The sequence below is a fragment of the Paraburkholderia sp. CNPSo 3281 genome, assembly GCF_024206515.1.
GTDB lineage: Bacteria > Pseudomonadota > Gammaproteobacteria > Burkholderiales > Burkholderiaceae > Paraburkholderia > Paraburkholderia nodosa.
Genome location: NZ_JAMBPS010000002.1, coordinates 31,445 through 51,869, shown reverse-complemented (window position 1 = coordinate 51,869; position 20,425 = coordinate 31,445). Strand labels below are relative to the sequence as shown.

The 20,425-nt window shown below is 66.4% G+C and carries 15 protein-coding genes; 8 read left to right on the top strand and 7 right to left on the bottom strand.

The genetic code is table 11. The annotated features are described in order from the left end of the window. The first annotated feature begins 7 nt into the window (after nucleotides 1–7). Nucleotides 8–2,827: a bifunctional [glutamate--ammonia ligase]-adenylyl-L-tyrosine phosphorylase/[glutamate--ammonia-ligase] adenylyltransferase gene (gene glnE / locus M3I56_RS02300; protein WP_254352388.1), complete on the top strand. Its 2,820-nt coding sequence runs from the start codon at nucleotides 8–10 to the stop codon at nucleotides 2,825–2,827. A gap of 66 nt (nucleotides 2,828–2,893) precedes the next feature. Here glnE and recN read toward each other — a convergent pair whose 3' ends face one another. Both recN and M3I56_RS02290 read right to left on the bottom strand, forming a co-directional pair. After that, nucleotides 2,894–4,573: a DNA repair protein RecN gene (gene recN / locus M3I56_RS02295; protein ID WP_254352387.1), complete on the bottom strand. Its 1,680-nt coding sequence runs from the start codon at nucleotides 4,571–4,573 to the stop codon at nucleotides 2,894–2,896. A 96-nt stretch (nucleotides 4,574–4,669) separates the two neighbouring features. Then, the gene (locus M3I56_RS02290) at nucleotides 4,670–5,581 is read right to left on the bottom strand and encodes an NAD kinase (protein ID WP_028202022.1); all 912 of its coding nucleotides are present in this window, start codon (nucleotides 5,579–5,581) and stop codon (nucleotides 4,670–4,672) included. Between the two features lie 272 nt (nucleotides 5,582–5,853). Between M3I56_RS02290 and hrcA the strand changes: the two genes are divergently transcribed. From hrcA to pabB, 7 genes are all read left to right on the top strand, one after another. Beyond that, complete coding sequence (hrcA, locus tag M3I56_RS02285; RefSeq protein WP_028202023.1) at nucleotides 5,854–6,873, top strand: heat-inducible transcriptional repressor HrcA; 1,020 nt, start codon at nucleotides 5,854–5,856, stop codon at nucleotides 6,871–6,873. 219 nt (nucleotides 6,874–7,092) lie between these two features. Continuing rightward, nucleotides 7,093–8,160, top strand: a complete 1,068-nt coding sequence (gene hemH / locus M3I56_RS02280) for a ferrochelatase (protein ID WP_254352386.1) — start codon at nucleotides 7,093–7,095, stop codon at nucleotides 8,158–8,160. Between the two features lie 47 nt (nucleotides 8,161–8,207). Beyond that, nucleotides 8,208–8,615: an RNA-binding S4 domain-containing protein gene (locus M3I56_RS02275; protein WP_254352385.1), complete on the top strand. Its 408-nt coding sequence runs from the start codon at nucleotides 8,208–8,210 to the stop codon at nucleotides 8,613–8,615. Between the two features lie 550 nt (nucleotides 8,616–9,165). Beyond that, on the top strand, nucleotides 9,166–9,768 hold the full coding sequence (gene grpE, locus M3I56_RS02270; RefSeq protein ID WP_254352384.1) for a nucleotide exchange factor GrpE: 603 nt from the start codon (nucleotides 9,166–9,168) through the stop codon (nucleotides 9,766–9,768). Nucleotides 9,769–10,018: 250 nt separating this feature from the next. Then, nucleotides 10,019–11,980, top strand: a complete 1,962-nt coding sequence (dnaK, locus tag M3I56_RS02265; protein WP_254352383.1) for a molecular chaperone DnaK — start codon at nucleotides 10,019–10,021, stop codon at nucleotides 11,978–11,980. 293 nt (nucleotides 11,981–12,273) lie between these two features. Continuing rightward, on the top strand, nucleotides 12,274–13,410 hold the full coding sequence (dnaJ, locus tag M3I56_RS02260) for a molecular chaperone DnaJ (protein ID WP_254352382.1): 1,137 nt from the start codon (nucleotides 12,274–12,276) through the stop codon (nucleotides 13,408–13,410). A 55-nt stretch (nucleotides 13,411–13,465) separates the two neighbouring features. Continuing rightward, nucleotides 13,466–15,373, top strand: a complete 1,908-nt coding sequence (gene pabB / locus M3I56_RS02255) for an aminodeoxychorismate synthase component I (RefSeq protein ID WP_254352381.1) — start codon at nucleotides 13,466–13,468, stop codon at nucleotides 15,371–15,373. An 84-nt stretch (nucleotides 15,374–15,457) separates the two neighbouring features. On the opposite strand, the gene panB is transcribed toward pabB, so the two are convergent. The 5 genes from panB to M3I56_RS02230 form a co-directional block, all read right to left on the bottom strand. Next, on the bottom strand, nucleotides 15,458–16,273 hold the full coding sequence (gene panB, locus M3I56_RS02250; RefSeq protein WP_254352380.1) for a 3-methyl-2-oxobutanoate hydroxymethyltransferase: 816 nt from the start codon (nucleotides 16,271–16,273) through the stop codon (nucleotides 15,458–15,460). 75 nt (nucleotides 16,274–16,348) lie between these two features. Further along, entirely contained in the window at nucleotides 16,349–17,041 is a 693-nt protein-coding gene (locus tag M3I56_RS02245; protein ID WP_254352379.1) for a deoxynucleoside kinase, read from the bottom strand. Further along, complete coding sequence (gene folK / locus M3I56_RS02240; RefSeq protein ID WP_254352378.1) at nucleotides 17,038–17,586, bottom strand: 2-amino-4-hydroxy-6-hydroxymethyldihydropteridine diphosphokinase; 549 nt, start codon at nucleotides 17,584–17,586, stop codon at nucleotides 17,038–17,040. The genes M3I56_RS02245 and folK overlap by 4 nt, the downstream gene beginning before the upstream one ends. Nucleotides 17,587–17,659: 73 nt before the next feature. Beyond that, nucleotides 17,660–19,294 (bottom strand): polynucleotide adenylyltransferase PcnB, encoded by a 1,635-nt coding sequence (gene pcnB / locus M3I56_RS02235; RefSeq protein WP_254352377.1) that lies wholly within the window; start codon nucleotides 19,292–19,294, stop codon nucleotides 17,660–17,662. Next, nucleotides 19,291–19,977, bottom strand: a complete 687-nt coding sequence (locus M3I56_RS02230; RefSeq protein ID WP_254352376.1) for an HAD family phosphatase — start codon at nucleotides 19,975–19,977, stop codon at nucleotides 19,291–19,293. The genes pcnB and M3I56_RS02230 overlap by 4 nt, the downstream gene beginning before the upstream one ends. Nucleotides 19,978–20,425: the final 448 nt, after the last annotated feature.

Here is a 20,425-nt window from a genome sequence, read left to right as displayed (position 1 = left end):
GCACTTCATGACCGACATCCCTCTTCTGAGTTCCAGCTATTCCCGTTTTGCGGCACGTGCTTACGCCGCGCGCCCCGAACTGGCGGCGCAGGTCGAGGCGCTGGCCGCCGCGCCGCTCTCGCGCGAACGCATCGTCGCGCGGCTCGACGCGTTGAGTGGGCAACTGCTCGCCGCAGCAAACGCCGCACCCGGCGCACCGCTGGGCGACGAGCAGTTGAAGAAGGTCCTGCGCCAGTTGCGCGCGGAAGTGATCTGCGCCGTGATGGAGCGGGATCTCGGCGGCGTGGCCGACGTCGCCGAAGTGACCGGCAGCATGACCGATCTGGCCGAAGTCACGATCCAGCGCGCGCTCGCCTGCGTGAGCGCCGACCTCGAGACGCTCTTCGGCGAGCCGCGCGGCCCGGGCGGCGAGCGCCTCACGCTCGGCGTGGTGGGTATGGGCAAGCTGGGCGGGCGCGAGCTGAACGTTTCGTCCGACATCGACCTGATCTTCGTCTACGAGGACGACGGCGAAACCACGGGCGGCCAGCGCTCGCCCATCGCCACGCAGGACTTCTTCACGCGCGCGGGCAAGCGCCTGATCGCCGCGCTGAGCGACGTGACAGCCGATGGCTTCGTGTTTCGCGTCGACATGCGCCTGCGCCCGAACGGCGACTCCGGGCCGCTCGTGTGCAGCCTCGGCATGCTCGAAGAGTACTTCTACGTGCAGGGCCGCGAGTGGGAGCGCTACGCGTGGATCAAGGGGCGGCTCGTTTCCGAGGACGAGAGCGACAGCGCGCTGCGTCTTGCACGCCAGCTCGATTCGCTCGTGAAGCCCTTCGTTTACCGGCGCTATCTGGACTTTGGCGTGATCAGCGCGATCCGCTCGCTGCACGTGCAGATCCGCCAGGAAGCACAGCGGCGCGCCATGATGCGCCCCGACAAGGCCGACGACATCAAGCTCGGGCGCGGCGGGATTCGCGAGATCGAGTTCAGCGCCCAGGTGTTCCAGCTCATACGCGGCGGCCAGGACGCGGGCTTTCGCGTGCGCCCGACGCTCGCCGTGCTCGGCTACGCCGCCGCGCGCGGACTGATCGCGTCGGAGGTATGCGGCGAGCTCACGCGCGCCTACAACTTTCTGCGCGACCTCGAGCATCGCCTGCAGTACCGCGACGACGCGCAAACGCACGCCATGCCCGTCGATGCCGAGGAGCGCGCCGCGCTCGCGAAGTCGCTGGGCTTTGCCGACTACGCCGCGCTGATGACGACGCTCGATGGCCACCGCGACAACGTCGAGCGCCAGTTCGTGCAGATCTTCTCCGACAAGATGGGCGGCGAGGGCGGCTGCGGTGCGTCCGAAGACGGCGCGGCGGCATGGGTCTGGAGCGGCGCGCTCATGGAAGAGGGCGCCGAAGACTCGTTGCTCGAACGTCTCACGGAACTGGGCATCGACGACCCCGCGCCGTTGCTCGCGCGCCTGCGCGGACTCTGGCAGTCGTCGCGTTACGCGGGGCTGCCCGAGAAGAGCCGCGAGCGCTTCGACAGCGTCGCGCAGCGCGCGCTCGAAGCCGCGCGCACGCTCGAGCCGCGCGAGCGCCGCGGCGATACGCTCGCGCGCATGTTCGACCTGCTCGAAGCCGTGATCCGTCGCGGCGCGTATCTCGCGCTGCTCACCGAATACCCAGATGCGCTCAGCCGCGTGCTCAAGGTGTTGGGCGGCTCTCGCTGGGCGGCGGGCTATCTGATCCGCCATCCGCAACTGCTCGACGAGCTGCTCGACGACGAGGCGGTTGCGTCGCCCTTCGACTGGCCCGAGTTCTCGCGCCTGTTGCGCGCACGGCTCGCCGCCGCCGCCGACGTCGAGCAGCAGATGGACCTGCTGCGCCACGCGCACCAGGCTGAGGTGTTCCGCATCCTGCTCAACGACCTGGCGGGGCGGCTCTCGGTGGAGCACGTGAGCGACCGGCTCTCCGAACTTGCCGACGCCGTGCTCGACGCGACCATCGAGACCGTCTGGAAGCAGTTCGCCAAACGCCATCGCGAGGTGCCGCGCTTCGCGGCGATCGCTTACGGCAAGCTCGGCGGCAAGGAGCTGGGCTACGCATCGGACCTCGACATCATCTTTCTGTACGAAGACGAGGACGAGCGCGCCTCGGAGATCTACGCGACCTTCGCGCGCCGCCTCATCACGTGGCTTACCACGGCCACCGGCGCGGGCACGCTGTTCGACGTCGATCTGCGCCTGCGGCCGAACGGCGAGTCGGGCCTGCTCGTGACCGACCTCGACGCGTTCCGCCGCTACCAGCTTCGCGAAGGGGACGCCGCGAACACGGCGTGGGTCTGGGAGCACCAGGCGCTCACGCGTGCGCGCTTCTCGGCCGGGGACGCGGCGATCGGCAGCGCCTTCGAGGCGATCCGCGTGCAGGTGCTGACCACGCCGCGCGACGCCGCGCCGCTCGCGAAGGAAATCGTGGAGATGCGCCAGCGCGTCGAAGATGGCCACCCGAACCGCACCGAACTTTTCGACCTGAAGCACGACCGCGGCGGCATGGTGGACATCGAGTTTCTCGTCCAGTACTGGGTGCTGCTGCACGCGGCGCAGGACCCCGAGCTGATCCGCAACACGGGCAATATCGCGCTGCTGCGCGAGGTGTCGCGCTTCGGGCTGATGAGCGAGGAGGAGGCCGAGACGATAGGCTCGGCGTACCGGCTTTATCGCAAGCTGCAGCACCAGTTGCGGCTCGACGGCATGGAAAAGGCGCGTGTCGATCCGGCGCGTGTGGAGCGCGAGCGCGAGGCCGTGCTGGCGTTGTGGAAGCGCGTGTTTGGGGAGCGGGGAGAGGCGTAGCGCGAGTGCGCTACGCGTCGATGGGCGGTGCGGCTGATGCGCCTCATACGTGAGGCGCAGTCTCGATCACGCCGCCAACATCTCCTTCGCATGCCGCCTGGTCGTCGCGGTAATCTCCAGCCCGCCCAGCATGCGCGCGACTTCTTCCACCCGGCCGCCCTTGTCGAGCGGCGTGACGTCCGAGACCGTGCCGCCGTTGCCGTCGCCGGACTTCGCCACCTGGAAGTGGTGATCGCCGCGCGCCGCGACCTGCGGCAAGTGCGTGACGCACAGCACCTGGCGTGCGCGCCCGAGCTGGTGCAGCAGGCGGCCCACCACTTCGGCTACGCCCCCGCCAATGCCCGTATCGACTTCGTCGAAAATCAGCGTGGGCGTGGGGCTCGCCGCGCTCGCGATCACGGCGAGCGCGAGGCTGATACGCGCGAGTTCGCCGCCTGAAGCGATCTTCGCGAGCGGACGCAGCGGCACGCCGGCGTGGCCCGCCACGCGGAATTCGATCTGCTCCAGACCGTGCGCGCTGCCGATCGGCTCGCCGGTCGAGCTGCTGCCGAGCGCCACGAGCGCGACTTCGAAGCTGCCGCCCGCCATCGACAGTTCCTGCATGCCTTGCGTGACCGCCGTGCCGAGCGCCTTCGCCGCCTTGGCGCGCGCCTTCGAGAGCTGGCGCGCCTGCGCGAGATAGGCGTCCTGCGCCTTCTGCCCGGCGGCGCGCAGGCCGTCGAGATCGGACGCGGCGTCGAGCGCCGCGAGCTGCTGGCGGCGCGCCGCGTGTTCCTCGGGCAGCGTCTCGGCCGGCAGGCGGAACTTGCGCGCCGTCGAATGCAGCGCGTCGAGGCGCCGTTCGACCTGCGCGAGATGCTGCGGATCGAGATCGAGGCGTTGCGCGTAATGCGAGAGCGAGTAGGCCGCTTCCTGGATCTGGATCGCGGCCGGTTCGAGCGCGGCGAGCGCGTCGTCGAGCTCGGCGTCGACTTCGGCGAGAGAGCGCAGCTTCGAGACGATCGAATTCAGCTGCGAGAGCATCGCCTCGTCGGATTCCGATAACGCCGCGAGCGCGCCTTGCACGCCTTCGATCAGATTGGCCGAGTTCGAAAGCCGCACGTGCTCCGCGTTCACTTCTTCCCATTCGCCCGGCTGCGGCGCGAGCTTGTCGAGCTCGGCGAGCTGCCACGCGAGGCGCTCGCGCTCGAGCTGCAGCTCTCGGTCGCGCGACATGGCGCTTTGCAGTGCGAGACGCGCGTCGCGCGCGTCGCGCCACGCGCGCGTGACGGTGGCGGCGAGATCCGTGAGGCCTGCGTGCGTGTCGAACAGTTCGCGCTGCGCGTCGGGGCGCATGAGCAGTTGGTGCGCATGCTGGCCGTGGATGTCCACGAGCATTTCGCCCAGCTCGCGCAGCTGCGCGAGCGTGGCCGGCGTGCCGTTGATGAAGGCACGCGAGCGCCCGCCGCTGTCCACCACGCGGCGCATCATGACCGTGTGCTCGCCATCGCCGTTCGTGAGCGCCTGCTCGTCGAGCCAAAGCGCGGCATGCGCGGGCACATCGAACTCGGCGGTGATGTCGGCGCGGCTCTCGCCCGTGCGCACCACGCTCGCGTCGGCGCGCGTGCCGAGCGTGAGGGCGAGGGCGTCGATCAGGATCGACTTGCCCGCGCCCGTCTCGCCGGAAAACACGGTGAAGCCGCTGTCGAATTCGAGGTCGAGCGCGGCGACGATCACGAAGTCGCGAATCGAGAGATGGCGAAGCATGGCGTCTGGTTCTGCTCTTTTTGGATTGGCTTTGATGACCGTGGGACTGCTGGCTGCATGGCAACGGCCCCGCGCGCTTCACGCGAAGACGCGGGTTTAGTCCTCCGGATCGCCCTGCAGCGAGGGGTGCTCGTTCCAGTGCAGCTTCTTGCGCAGCGTGCGGTAGTAGCTGTAGCCGACCGGGTGCAGGAAAGGCACGGTGTGGCGCGAGCGGCGCACCTCGATCACGTCGTTCAGCTCCAGCGCCGTGAACGACTGCATGTCGAAGTTCACGTTGACGTCGCGGCCCGCCACGATCTGGATACTCACCTTGCAGTCGTCGGGCAGCACGATCGGGCGGTTCGAGAGCGCGTGCGGCGCGATCGGCACGAGCACGATGCCTTGCAGCTGCGGATGCAGGATCGGCCCCTGCGACGAGAGCGCGTAGGCGGTCGAGCCCGTCGGCGTCGCGACGATCAGACCGTCCGAGCGCTGGTTGTACATGAAGCGGCCATCCACGTTCACGCGCAGTTCGGCCATGCCCGAAAAGCCGCTCCGGTTCACGACCACGTCGTTGAAGGCTAGCGCGTGGTAGATCGGGTCGCCGTCGCGCGTGATGCGCGACTCCAGCAGCGAGCGTTCCTCGCGCTCGAACGAGCCCGCCAGCAGTTGCGGCACGACCTCCTGCATCTCGGAGAACGCGATGTCGGTAATGAAGCCAAGCCGCCCGTGGTTGATGCCGATGAGCGGCGTGCGGTAGGGCGCGAGCTGGCGGCCGATGCCGAGCATCGTGCCGTCGCCGCCGAGCACGACGGCCACGTCCGCGCGCGCGCCGATTTCGGCCGGCTGCAGCGCGGGATAGCCTTGCGCGCCGATTTCCTCTGCGGTCTGCGCTTCGAACACGACCTCGAAGCCGCGCTTCGAAATGGTCTGGGCGAGCGCCGTCAGCGGCTCGGCAATGCCTGGCGTATTGCTGCGCCCAACGAGCGCAACCGTCTTGAACTGGCTCTGGATCTTCTGGATCTGCATGCCGGCATTACACCATAGTCAGGTCACGAAAAGAACCTGGCGCAAGCCGGGTGCGGCCCGCCAGGCCTTGCGCGCCGCGCCCTCCAGCCCGAAGCCGGTGACACGGCGATGACAACGCGCGTTGTGCCGGGCGAGGGGGCGTGCAATGTGTCGTGCAATCCGCCGGGCGACGGCGGCCGATACCGGGCCGCCCCACCCTGCGGGCAGGCCCGCCGGGCCCGGCCTGGCGGCGCACTCGCAGCCAACCCGCCATTAGGCTAAAATTTTGAGTCATGCTAGATCCTCGCGCACAAACCCTCCTCAAGACGCTGATCGAGCGCTACATCGCCGAAGGTCAGCCGGTCGGCTCGCGCACGCTGTCGCGCTATTCCGGCCTGGAGTTGAGCCCGGCGACGATCCGCAACGTCATGTCGGACCTCGAGGAGCTGGGTCTCGTGTCCAGCCCGCATACCTCGGCCGGGCGTGTGCCCACGCCGCGCGGCTATCGCCTGTTCGTCGACACCATGCTCACCGTCGAGCCCAGCTCCGACGACGACGCGCTCACGCGCGCGGTGAAGACCACGCTGCGCCCCGGCGAGCCGCAGAAAGTGGTGGCGGCGGCCGCCAGCGTGCTGTCGAACCTCTCGCAGTTCGCGGGTGTGGTGCTGACGCCCCGGCGCAGCCACGTGTTCAAGCAGATCGAGTTCATGCGCCTGTCCGACAAGCGCATCCTGCTCATCATCGTAACGCCCGAAGGCGACGTGCAGAACCGCATCATGGCGACGCAGCGCGACTTCACGCCTTCCGAGCTCATCGAAGCCTCGAATTACATCAACGCGCACTTCGCGGGCCTGTCGTTCGACGAGGTGCGCCGCCGTCTGCGCGAGGAAATCGACGCGCTGCGCGGCGACATGACCACGCTCATGCACGCGGCCGTGACCGCGAGCACCGAAGAGCCCGAAAGCGGCGACACCTTGCTCATTTCCGGCGAGCGCAACCTGCTCGAAGTGGCCGACCTTTCCTCGGACATGGCGCGCCTGCGCAAGCTCTTCGACGTGTTCGACCAGAAAACCAGCCTCCTGCAGCTGCTCGACGTCTCGAGCCACGCGCAGGGCGTGCAGATTTTCATTGGCGGCGAGTCGCAACTCGTGCCGATCGAGGAAATGAGCGTGGTGACGGCTCCCTACGAGGTGAACGGCAAGATCGTCGGCACGCTCGGCGTGATCGGGCCGACGCGCATGGCGTACAACCGGGTGATCCCGATCGTCGACATCACTGCGCGCCTGCTCTCGCTCACGCTCAGCCAGAACTGAGCGCCGCATCGGGCATACCGGCATCGGGCATACCGGCATCGGGCACACCCGCCTTTCCGACGATCATCCCCGCAAGGCGTGGCGCACGCCATCGGCCGAATGGCCAACGCGCGGTGAGTCGCTGCGTCGCGGCTCCGGCTTGGCCCGTCAGGGGCGCCCGCTATAATGCTTGTTTCATGCAATCGTTGCTGCGCATTCGCGCGGCGCCACTGATCGCCTATGCGTTTCGACCTGGAGCGGCCTTCGCAGTCCGCCGCGGCGCATCGCGTCGCCGTGCTGCTCATCAACCTGGGCACGCCGGACGCGCCCACGCCGCGCGCCGTGCGCCGCTATCTCGCGCAGTTTCTCTCGGATCCGCGCGTGGTCGAGATTCCGGCGCCGGTCTGGCAGGTCATCCTGCGCGCGCTGATCCTGCCGTATCGCGGCCGTTCTTCGGCGAAGAAGTACGCGGCGGTCTGGACGCCCGAAGGTTCGCCGCTGCGCGTGCACACGCAGAAGCAGACCGACGGCCTGCGCCATCTGCTGCAGATCAACGACTACACGGTCCTCGTCGATTACGCGATGCGCTACGGCACGCCCGACATCCCGGCGATACTGAACCAGCTCAAGCTGGCGGGCGCGGAACGCATCCTGCTCATGCCGATGTACCCGCAGTACTCGTCGTCGACCACGGCCACGGCGTTCGACGCGGCCTTTGCCGCGCTGCGCCGCATGCGCAACCAGCCGGAAATCCGCACGGTGCGCGGCTATCACGACCATCCGGCGTATATCGCGGCGCTCGCGGCCCAGGTGCATCAGTACTGGCACGCGCACGGCAAACCCAATTTCGCGGCGGGCGACCGGCTCGTGCTGAGTTTTCACGGCGTGCCGAGCCGTACGCTCGATCTGGGCGACCCGTACCACGACCAGTGCCAGCAAACGGCCACGCTCCTCATGCACGCGCTGGAGCTGACGCCGGTCGAATGCCGGGTGACGTTCCAGTCGCGCTTTGGGCGGGCGCAGTGGCTCCAGCCGTACACGGCGCCCACGCTGCGGGAACTGGGCGCGGGCGGCGTGCGCCGTGCTGACGTGTTCTGCCCCGGTTTCACGGCGGATTGCCTGGAAACCATCGAGGAAATCGGCATGGAAGTGCGCGACGAGTTCCTGCACGGCGGCGGCAAGGAGTTTCACCGCATTGCGTGCCTGAATGCCTCGCCGGCGTGGATCGCGGCGCTAGGCGAGATTGTTGCGCAGCACCTGCAGGGCTGGCCCGTGCAGGCCGCAGCGCCGGCTGGCGCAGTGGCCTGACCGCGCGGACTGAGCGTGAACTGAGCGGCGCATCCGGAAAGCTTCTGATGAACTACAAGATTTCGACTGACCCTGGCGCGCGGCTGCGCATCGACAAATGGTTATGGGCGGCGCGCTTCTTCAAGACGCGCTCGCTGGCCTCGGACGCCGTGGGCAAGGGGCATGTGCGCATTGGCGGCGACGCCGTGAAGGCGTCGAAGGACGTGCGCGTGGGTGACCTCGTCGAAATCGAGATCGATCACGTGGTCTGGGAAGTGCAGGTGCTGGGGATTTGCGAGGTGCGCGGACCCGCAAGCATCGCGCAGACGCTTTATGCGGAAACCCAGGCCGGGCGCGAGAGGCGCGCGGCGGAGCAGGACCGGCGCCGGCTCTTTCGCGAACCGGCTGCCGTGTTGCAGGGCAGGCCGACCAAGCGCGACCGCCGCACTATCGACAAATTTTCGCGTGAGGGTTGAAGAGCGCTTCCATCGTAGCGTGCACGCCCCCGTATTCCGTCGTGTTTTCGTTCACGGCGCCCGACATGCAGATGGTCGTAGTTCCGGCGATGAGTACCAGCGCGACCACCGATATGGCAAAGGTCAGTTTCACGGTACTCCCCTTGGGATCGCGGCAAAACGGCCAGTTTCGAGGCCCGGTTAGCGTTTTTATGCGCGGCGATGCCGCTAAAAAATGTGCTGACCGTGGGCCCATTCGGTGCGGTGCCGGGCTCAGGGTAAACGCGCCATGAGCAGCACCTGTTCCTGAGTGTAGGTCAGGGATGTCCCTTACTCAATTTCATTTTTGCGGCGCTGCAGTAATGGTTGTTACGGGCGATTTCGCGGCTTGGATCTCTGTATAAAAAAGCCGCGGGAGCCCCTTGAAACAAGCGATCCGGCACCCATGTGCTGTCGCAATGCACGAAGCCTCTGTCGCGTTGGCGCAACGGTCGTCGGCGCGGTAGAGCGGGTCGCGGAATGGCGCCCGAAACTTTGTTCCCTTTTTCACTATTCAACGACGTTCAGCGACATGGAAAACACGCAAGAGAACCCGACGAGCCAGAACCCCACGCCCGCGGACGAGGCGTCGCAAGCAGCCCAGCCCCAAAAGGCTGACGCCGCCGAGCAGGCAGCCCAAGGCGGCGTGGACCAGAATGCTGCGGCGCCTGCCGAGGCCGCACTGGCCGAAGCCCAGCTTAACGAAGCCCGAGCGAAGGTCACCGAATTGCAGGACGCCTTCATCCGCGCCAAGGCCGAGACCGAGAACGTGCGCCGCCGCGCGCAGGAAGACGTCGCCAAGGCGCACAAGTTCGCGATCGAAAATTTCGCCGAGCATCTGCTGCCGGTGATGGACAGCCTCGAGGCCGCACTCGCCCATAACTCGGACGACCTCGCCAAGGTCAACGAAGGCGTCGAGCTCACGCTCAGGCAGCTGACCGGCGCGCTCGAGAAGGGCAAGGTCCTCGCCATCAACCCCGTGGGCGAGAAGTTCGATCCGCATCGTCACCAGGCCATCTCGATGGTGCCGTCCGAGCAGGAAGCGAACACGGTGGTCAGCGTGCTGCAAAAGGGCTATGTGATCGCCGACCGCGTGCTGCGTCCGGCGCTCGTGACCGTTTCGGCACCGAAGTAAGAATAATGTAAGAAGCGCGGCGGCGTGAAGGAACCAAAAGGAACCCAAACGGCCCTGCGATTGAAAAAAATGATGGAACGCATAGCCCAAACCCCTTGAAATCGCCGTAGCGGCACTTATTTGGGCAGTAGTTCCGTATTGAAGTGGACGCCAGCCGCGCACAAGGGAAAACGCGGCTCGAGCAGGCAGTTACCTGCGCAGCGCGAAAGCGGCGTCCGCACAGCGACCAAAATCTGGAGATTTGACAAAAATGGGCAAAATCATTGGTATTGACCTCGGCACCACCAACTCGTGCGTGGCGCTGATGGAAGGCAATCAGGTCAAGGTGATCGAGAACTCGGAAGGCGCCCGTACGACGCCGTCGATCATCGCTTACATGGACGACAACGAAGTGCTGGTCGGCGCACCGGCCAAGCGCCAGTCGGTCACCAACCCGAAGAACACCCTGTACGCAGTCAAGCGCCTGATCGGCCGCCGCTTCGAAGAGAAGGAAGTGCAGAAGGACATCGGCCTGATGCCCTACAAGATCGTCAAGCACGACAACGGCGACGCCTGGGTCGAAGCGCATGGCTCGAAGCTCGCGCCGTCGCAGGTTTCGGCTGAAGTGCTGCGCAAGATGAAGAAGACCGCTGAAGACTACCTCGGCGAGCCGGTCACCGAAGCCGTGATCACGGTTCCCGCGTACTTCAACGACAGCCAGCGTCAGGCCACCAAGGACGCAGGCCGCATCGCCGGCCTGGAAGTCAAGCGCATCATCAACGAGCCGACGGCAGCCGCACTCGCGTTCGGTCTGGACAAGGCCGAAAAGGGCGACCGCAAGATCGCCGTATTCGACCTGGGCGGCGGCACGTTCGACATCTCGATCATCGAAATCGCGGACGTCGATGGCGAAATGCAGTTCGAAGTGCTCTCGACCAACGGCGATACGTTCCTCGGCGGCGAAGACTTCGACCAGCGCATCATCGATTACATCATCGGCGAGTTCAAGAAAGAGCAGGGCGTCGACCTCTCGAAGGACGTGCTCGCGCTGCAACGTCTGAAGGAAGCCGCTGAAAAGGCCAAGATCGAACTGTCGTCGGGCCAGCAGACCGAAATCAACCTGCCGTACATCACGGCAGACGCGTCGGGTCCGAAGCACTTGAACCTCAAGATCACGCGCGCCAAGCTGGAAGCGCTGGTCGAAGAACTGATCGAGCGCACCATCGAGCCGTGCCGCGTGGCGATCAAGGACGCAGGCGTGAAGGTCAGCGACATCGACGACGTGATTCTCGTCGGCGGCCAGACGCGTATGCCGAAGGTGCAGGAGAAGGTGAAGGAGTTCTTCGGCAAGGACCCGCGCCGTGACGTGAACCCGGACGAAGCCGTGGCCGTTGGCGCCGCGATTCAGGGCCAGGTTCTGTCGGGCGACCGCAAGGACGTGCTGCTCCTCGACGTGACCCCGCTCTCGCTCGGTATCGAGACGCTCGGCGGCGTGATGACCAAGATGATCAACAAGAACACCACGATCCCGACCAAGCACGCACAGGTCTATTCGACGGCGGACGACAGCCAGTCGGCCGTGACGATCAAGGTGTTCCAGGGCGAGCGCGAAATGGCAGCGGGCAACAAGCTGCTGGGCGAGTTCAACCTCGAAGGCATCCCGCCCGCACCGCGCGGCGTGCCGCAGATCGAAGTGACCTTCGACATCGACGCGAACGGCATTCTGCACGTGGGCGCGAAGGACAAGGCCACCGGCAAGGAAAACAAGATCACCATCAAGGCGAACTCGGGTCTGTCGGAAGCGGAAATCGAGAAGATGGTGAAGGACGCCGAAGCGAACGCGGAAGAAGATCACCGTCTGCGCGAGATTGCCGACGCGCGCAACCAGGGCGATGCGCTGGTTCACAGCACGAAGAAGGCCGTGGCCGAGTACGGTGACAAGATCGAAGCCAGCGAGAAGGAAGCGATCGAAGCCGCGCTGAAGGATCTGGAAGAAACGCTGAAGAGCTCGTCGGCTGACAAGGCGACGATCGAGGCGAAGGTCGAGACGCTTTCGACCGCGTCGCAGAAGCTCGGCGAAAAGATGTACGCCGACATGCAGGCACAGCAGGCAGGCGCGGCCGGTGCAGCCGGTGCGGGTGCCGCAGGTGGCGCGGGTGCTGCTGAGCAGGGCGCACAGAACAACGCCGACGACGTGGTCGACGCCGAGTTCAAGGAAGTCAAGAAGGACTAAGTCGGTTCGTGGCGTCATGACCGTTTTGCCTGATCAGCGAACGGTCGTGATCCGATGAAAGCGGCTACGAAAGCGGCCGCATCGGTTACGATGCGTGTCAGCATTGCAGCGCCTGGCGAGCCATCCGGCTCTCCGGGCACATTTGTTTTATGGAGGCCGTTCTCTTTCAGGGGCCGCCGCGGCGTGAGAAGCGCCCGTGCGGATGTTCGAAGGAACGGCAAACGGGTCACGAGATCCAGCATTCAAGAGGAGCCGGCGCGCGCCGTGAAGCGCGAGGCCGGCGTTGAACCGATATGGCGAAACGGGATTACTACGAGGTTCTGGGCGTCGCGAAGAACGCGAGCGACGACGAAATCAAGAAGGCGTATCGCAAGCTCGCGATGAAGCATCACCCCGACCGCAATCCGGACAACAAGGATGCGGAAGAGCATTTCAAGGAGGCCAAAGAGGCCTACGAAATGCTGTCGGACTCGCAAAAGCGCGCGGCTTACGACCAGTACGGCCACGCCGGTGTCGATCCGAACATGGGCGGCGCGGGCGCGCAGGGCTTCGGCGGTTTCGCGGACGCTTTCGGCGACATCTTCGGCGATATCTTCGGCCAGGCCGCTGGCGGCGGCCGCGGTGGCCAGCGCAGCGGCCCGCAGGTGTATCGCGGCGCGGACCTGCGCTACAGCATGGAAATCTCGCTGGAGCAGGCGGCGCACGGCTACGAGACGCAGATCCGCGTGCCGGGCTGGAGCGGCTGTGAAGTCTGTCACGGCTCGGGCGCGAAGCCCGGCACGAAGCCCGAAACCTGCCCGACCTGCCATGGTTCGGGTTCGGTGCGCATGTCACAAGGCTTCTTCAGCATCCAGCAGACCTGCCCGAAGTGCCACGGCACGGGCTCGTACATTCCTGAACCCTGCACGAACTGCCACGGCGCTGGCAAGGTCAAGGAAACCAAGACGCTCGAAGTGAAGATTCCGGCGGGCATCGACGACGGCATGCGCATCCGCTCGGCCGGCAATGGCGAGCCGGGCATCAACGGCGGGCCGTCGGGCGATCTGTACGTCGAGATCCACATCAAGCAGCACGCGGTGTTCGAGCGCGACGGCGACGACCTGCACTGCCAGATGCCGATTCCGTTTACCACGGCGGCGCTTGGCGGCGAGATCGAAGTGCCGACGCTGGCGGGCCGCGCATCGTTCACGGTGCCTGAAGGCACGCAGTCGGGCAAGACGTTCCGTCTGCGCGGCAAGGGCATCAAGGGCCTGCGTTCGAGCATCGCCGGCGATCTGTATGTGCATGTCCAGGTGGAAACGCCGGTCAAGCTCACCGATCACCAGCGCGAGATGCTGCAGCAGTTCGAGAAGTCGCTCGTGGAAGGCGGTTCGCGCCACAGCCCGCAAAGCAAGAGCTGGTTCGACCGCGTGAAGAGCTTCTTCGACTGATGCGCTTTTCCGGCGACGCCATGCAGCAGCAGGTCAATAGCAGGTAGTTAGCGTAATGGCAGTCAATCCTGGCGGCGCGGCGGGTGATGCGACGAGTGTTGCAACTTTCGCGCTGCTCGACGACGGCGACTCGACGGCGGCTAGCCGCTCGAGCCGCCTCTATACGGGGTTCGTGCGCGAGCTTGCATGCGAGCGCGCGGCGGATCTCGACGCAGTGTGCGCGCAAGTGAATGCCGAACTTGGCAAGGGACTTCACGCGCTCGTGATCGGCGACTACGAGTTCGGGCGCACGCTCGAATTCGCAAAGCGCGACACGGCCTCATCCATCGAAACGCAGCACGGCCACGCCGCGCTGCGTTTTTTATTGTTCGAACGCTGCGAAAAGCGCTCGCGCGAGCAAACTGATGCGTGGCTCGCGGCGCAGGAGGGCTGTGAAGCGCCTGCGCCGGCAGGCGTGGCGGGCGTGACGATCGGTGTCGATCGCGAGCGCTTCGAGCAGGACATCGCCGCCGTGCAGGACGCCTTGCGCGCGGGCGACTCGTATCAGATCAACTACACCTACCGGCTCGGCTTCGAGGCGTACGGTTCGCCGCTCGCGCTTTACCGGCGCTTGCGCGAGCGTCAGCGCGTGCGTTACGGCGCGCTGATTGCGTTGCCGGGCGACCGCTGGGTGCTCTCGTGCTCGCCGGAGCTGTTCGTGGAGAAGCGCGGCAAAACGTTGCGTGCGAAACCGATGAAGGGCACGGCCGCACGTTCCGACGATGCAGAGCAGGACGCCGCCGCCGCGCGTTTTCTCGCGAACGATCCGAAGAACCGCGCAGAAAACGTGATGATCGTCGACTTGCTGCGCAACGACCTCTCGCGCGTCGCGCAAACCGGCTCGGTGCGCGTACCGGCGCTCTTCAGCGTGGAGCCTTACCGTTCCGTCTGGCAGATGACCTCGACCGTCGAAGCGACGCTGCGCGAAGGCACGACCTTCGCCGCCGCCATGCGCGCGCTCTTTCCGTGCGGCTCGATCACGGGCGCGCCCAAGCACCGGACAATGGAGCTGATCGAAGCGCTCGAGCATGCGCCGCGCGGGCTCTACACGGGCACGATAGGCTGGCTCGAAGCGCCCACGGCGGCCGAGGCCTGCGGCGACTTTTGCCTCTCGGTCGTGATCCGCACGTTGACGCTCGATGCGCCCTCGAGGGGCGCGGGTGACACGCGCCGCGGTGAAATGGGCGTGGGCGCTGGCATCGTGCTCGACAGCGTGGCCGCCGACGAATACGAGGAGTGCCGCTTGAAAGCCCGTTTTCTGACCGATGCCGACCCGGGCGTCGAATGCTTCGAAACGATGTACGCGACGCGCGCTGACGGTGTGCGCCACGCCGAGCGCCATCTCGCGCGGCTCGCGGCGAGCGCGGCGTGGCTCGGTTTCCCGTGCGACGTTCAAGCGTTGCGAGCAGGCATCGACGAAACCTGCGCCACGTTTGCGGACGATAACGCGCCACACCGTGTGCGCCTCGCGCTCGGCAAGAGCGGGGCAGCGACGATTACCAGCGCACTGCTTGCGCCGCTCGCGCAGGACGCCGTGGGCGTGCTGCTCGCGCCGGATCACGGCTTTGCGCCGGTCGAATCCGCCGACGCGCTGTTGCTGCGCAAAACCACGCGCCGCGCCGATTTCGATCGCGCCTGGCGCGAGGCCGAAGCACAGGGCGCCTTCGACATGCTCTTCTTCAACGAACGCGGCGAGCTGACCGAAGGCGGCCGCTCGAACGTGTTCGTGAAGCTCGACGGCAAGTGGTTCACGCCGCCGCTCGCCTCGGGCGTGCTGCCGGGCGTGATGCGCGGCGTGCTGCTCGACGACGAAGCGTTCGGCGCACAGGAGCGCGTGCTCACGCGCGACGACGTGCTCGACGCCGAAGCCTTGATGCTCACGAACGCGCTGCGCGGCGCAGTGCCGGCGCGCCTGATTCGATGAGATTACGGTCGTAGCGCATCACAAAAACAAAGCGCGCTCCAGACAGAGCGCGCTTTTTTCATCCTGCGAAGCAAAGCTGCCGGATCAGAACACGTGCTCGGGCCCCGGGAACGTGCCTTCCTTCACGGCCTGCACATACGTGCGCACGGCCGATTCGATATCGGGCTGCCCCGTCATGAAGTCCTTCACGAAGCGCGGCCGCTTGCCGGGGAAAATGCCGAGCATGTCGTGCAGCACGAGCACCTGGCCCGAGCAGTCCACGCCCGCGCCGATGCCGATGGTCGGAATGCGCAACTGCTTCGTGACTTCCGCGCCGAGCGCCGCGGGCACGGCCTCGATCACCACGAGCTGCGCGCCCGCGTCCTGCAGCGCCAGCGCGTCGCGAATCATCTGCGTGGCGGCCGCATCGCTCTTGCCCTGCACCTTGAAGCCGCCGAACGCATGCACCGACTGCGGCGTGAGGCCGATGTGCGCGCACACGGGCACGGCGCGCTCCACCAGCATCTTCACCGTAGGCGCGAGCCATTCGCCGCCCTCGATCTTCACCATCTGCGCGCCGGCGCGCATGAGCTTCACCGAGTTTGCGAACGCATCTTCGGGCGTGCCGAAGGTGCCGAACGGCAGATCGGCGATGATCAGCGCCCTGGTTTGCGCGCGCGCCACGCACGCCGTGTGATACGCGATGTCGTCGATGGTGACGGGCAGCGTCGTGGTGTGCCCCTGGAGCACGTTGCCGAGCGAGTCGCCGATCAGCACCGTATCGACGCCCGCGCGATCGCACAGCGCCGAAAAGCTCGCGTCATAGCACGTCAGCATCGCGATGCGTTCGCCTGCATCGCGCATGGCCTGGAGTTTGGGCACGGTGACCGCGCTGCGGCTCGTTTCCTGCAGGTAAGTCATGGGGAAATCCGTTGGGAAAGGGAAAATCGAAGAGGGGCTGCGCCGCTTGATCGTTCGATCGCACCGATGAGGCGGTTATAGCGACGTGCCCTTGACGAAGGATTCCTTGCGGCCGCGCATCGTCTCGATACGTTCGGCGACGAGCGCGAGGTCCGCATCGGAACCTGGCAGATCCAGATGCTCCGCGCCGACGGTGAGCACCGGCGCATGATCGTAATGATAGAAAAAATCGTTGTAGCTGTCGCAGAGCGCTCGCAGGAATGCACTCGAGATAGGCAGCTCGCGCGGCAATGCCCGCTTCTGGATGCGCGCGTACAGCGCCTCGGGGCTCGCCTGCAGATAGACCACGAGGTCGGGCGCGGGCGCGGACGAGGTCAGACGCGAGGCGAGCGCTCGGTAGAGCGGCAGTTCGTCTTCGGCGAGTGTGAGGCGTGCGAACAGATCGTTGCGTTCGGCAAGGAAATTCGTCACGAGCGGTACGCCCGCTTCGCGGCGCGCCGCCACGTCGCGCGAAAGCTGCTCGCGCTGCAAGGCGATATGCAACTGCGCCGCGAGCGCATGTGACGAGGGCGCGGTGTCGCGATACACGCGCTCAAGAAACGGATTCTCGGCGTTCGATTCGAACAGCGTCTGCATCGACCAGCGTTCGGCGAGACGCGTGGCGAGCGTGGTCTTGCCCGCGCCGATCGGCCCTTCGATCACGATGTACTGGAGCGCGGCTGGCCGCGTGGCGCGCGCGCTGACGACGGGCAGGGGTGTCGTGCTCATCGGCAATTGCCGGAGGGCGGCGTGTCTGGCGCGGGGGGCGCGGGGGGCGCGCCCATGCACTGGCACAACGGCTTGACCTTCTCGATGCGCTGGTCGGCCACGGCGGCGAGGAACGCGCTGGCGGGCCCCAGGTCCGGAATCACGAGTTCGGGATCGATCTCGACGAGCGGCACGAGCGCGAACGCGCGACCGGTCATGCGCGGATGCGGCACGACGAGGTCGGTTTCGTCGATCGTGGCGTCGCCGTAAAGCAGGATGTCGATGTCGAGTGTGCGGGGCGCGTTGCGAAAGGGACGCTCCCGGCCGAAGTGATGCTCCACGCGCTGGCACAGCGCGAGCAGCGCGTGAACGTCGAGACTCGTCTCGATCTTCACGACGCAGTTGTAATAGTCGTCGCCGCCCGCGTCGATAGGCGCGGTGCGGTACAGACTCGATTTGGCGACGACGGTGAGGGTGTGCTGTTGTGCCAGGCACACCACCGCGTCTTTGAGGGTCTGGCGCGCATCCCCCAGATTCGCGCCAACTCCCAGCCAGGCAACCGTCATGGCTTCACTTCCTGCGACTTTTGTTGCGGTTCGACACGCGTGCGCCGCGGCTTGCCGCGACGCACGCACGGCGTCAGTCCTCGTGCGGACCGGCGTGCCCGTCATAGTCTGCACTGCTGCTGGCTTCCTGCTCGTCACCGGCTGCGCCGGCTTCCGACTCAGCACCTTCGCCCGTTCTGCGGCTTTTCGCACCGCCGCGGCGGCGGCGCTTGCGCGGCGCGCGTTCCTTGCCGCCCTGCGCGAGAAGGCCCTCGCGCGCGGCAATGTCGCCGGAAATGAAGTCGGTCCACCATTGGCCGACCTCGGCGTCCAGCTCGCCCGATTCGCAGCGCAGCAGGAGGAAATCATACCCCGCTCTAAATCTTTGGTGTTCCAGCAGCTTGATCGCGCCGCGGCCACGTTTTTCGAGGCGCTGCTGCAGGCCCCAGATTTCGCGCATATCCGACGAGAAGCGGCGATGAATCGCGAGCTTTTCCGTTTGCGCGTCGATCACGTCGTCCATCGCGCGATGCAGCGCCGGCACGGGCAATTCACCCTCGGCCGTGTATTGCTGCCAGCGCTGCTGCACGTCGTGCCACAGCAGCGTGGCGAACAGGAAGCCCGGCGAAACCGGCTTGCCCGCGCGCACGCGCGAGTCGGTGTTCGAAAGCGCGAGCGTGATGAAGCGCTCCCCCTGCGGCTGCTCGAGGACCACGTCGAGGAGCGGCAGGAGGCCGTGATGCAGCCCTTCCTTGCGCAGCCACCTGAGGCACTCGAGCGCATGGCCCGAGAGCAGCAGCTTGAGCATCTCGTCGAAAAGACGCGCCGCCGGCACGTTGTTGATGAGGTCCGCGAGCTTCACGATGGGGTCGCGCGTGTGCTCTTCGATCTCGAAGCCGAGCTTCGCCGCGAAACGCACCACGCGCAGCATGCGTACCGGGTCTTCGCGGTAGCGCGTGGCCGGGTCGCCGATCATGCGCAACAGGCGCGCGCGCATGTCGGCCATCCCGTTGTGATAGTCGAGCACCGTCTGCGTGGCCGGGTCGTAGTACATCGCGTTGATCGTGAAGTCGCGGCGCGTGGCGTCTTCGTGCTGCTCGCCCCAGACGTTGTCGCGCAGCACGCGGCCGCTCGCATCGACGTGGTGCGTCTTGCGGTCGAGTTCGTCGCGGCGCATGCGCTTTGGCGGCGCTGCGGGGGGCGCGGCCTCGGCGGACGGCGCATCGACCAGCGCGCGGAACGTCGAGACCTCGATGATTTCCTGGCCGAACTGCACGTGCACGATCTGGAAGCGCCGGCCGATGATGCGCGCGCGGCGGAACAGCTTCTGCACCTGGTCGGGCGTGGCGTCGGTGGCGACGTCGAAGTCCTTGGGCGCGACGCCGAGCAGCAGGTCGCGCACCGCGCCGCCCACGATGAACGCGCGGAAGCCCGCTTGCTGCAGGCCTTCGGTCACGCGCACGGCGTTGCGCGAGATGAGCGCGGGATTGATGCCGTGGACGTCGGCGGAAAGGATGACGGGCGTGGTCGGGTCGGGCGCGCCAATGCCTGCGCGCGGCTTCGAGGTCTTCTGCGCGCTGGCCGGCTTGCGGCGCGCGCGGGTGCTGCCGGCGACGGCGGCCGCGCCCTCATGCGAGGCCGTGTCCGGATCGGCGGCGGGGGCTTCGGTGTCTTGCGCCGCTTCGGCGTCGTCCTGGCCGAACAGCTTGCGGATGAGTTTCTTGATCACTGGGCTTGGAACAAATCGAGAATGCGCCAGCCCGCTTGTTGCGCGTGAGCGCGCAGGGTGTCGTCGGGGTTGGTGGCGATCGGGTCGGTGACTTTTTCGAGCAGCGGAATGTCGTTGTGCGAGTCGCTATAGAAGTAGCTGTGCTCGAAGTCCGACCAGTGCTTGCCGAGCGAGGCGAGCCATTGCTCGACGCGCACGATCTTGCCTTCGCGGTAGCTCGGCGTGCCCGTCGGGCGGCCGGTGAAGGCCGATGCCGGATGGCCGTCCACGGTCTCGACTTCGCACGCGATCAGCTTGTCGACGCCGAACACCTCGGCGATGGGCGCCGTGATGAATTCGTTGGTCGCCGTGACCACGCAGCAGAGGTCGCCCGCTTCCTTGTGCTTTTTCACGAGCTCGACTGCGCTCGGCAGGATGGTCGGCTTGATCACCTCGTGCATGTACTGGTCGTGCCACTCCGTCAACTGCGCGCGCGAATATTTCGCGAGCGGCGTGAGCATGGCGACGAGGTAGGCATGGATGTCGAGCTTGCCGGCCTTGTAGTCGGCGTAGAAGCGGTCGTTTTGCTGCGCAAAGCGCTCGCCGTCGACAATGCCGAGCTTCACCATGAAGCGGCCCCATTCGTGGTCGCTGTCGGTGGGGATCAGGGTGTGATCGAGGTCAAAAAGTGCAAGGTTAGCCATGGGCGCTCATTTTACTTGAAGCGGGAGACGCCGTTGCCGCCGCCGGCGGGCGGCGTCGGCGCGGCGGGGTCCGCAGGGGATTCGGGGCCAGGAGGCGCGTCGTTCTGGGCGGGCGCTTTGCTGTCTTGAGATTGCGGACTAGCCGACGTATCGGGCGTCGACGGTGCCTGTCCCGGTGTCTCGCCTGCGTTCGCCTCGGGTGTGGCGGTTGCGGCCGGCGGATCGAGATCGCCGCGCAGCTCGCCGCTCATCTCGTTGCTCACGTCGGCTTCGACTTCGCCCTGGAGTTCGGTGCCCAGTTCCTTGTGGACGACGTGACGATATTTGGCCCCCAATTCGCCTTCGACGTTGTCGGTCGGCTTGTCGAAGGGCACGCTCGCCGGTGGGCGCGCCTGCAAGGCCGGTGCTTTCGGCGCCTCGTAGGGCTGGGCGTCGTCGGGCTCGGCGG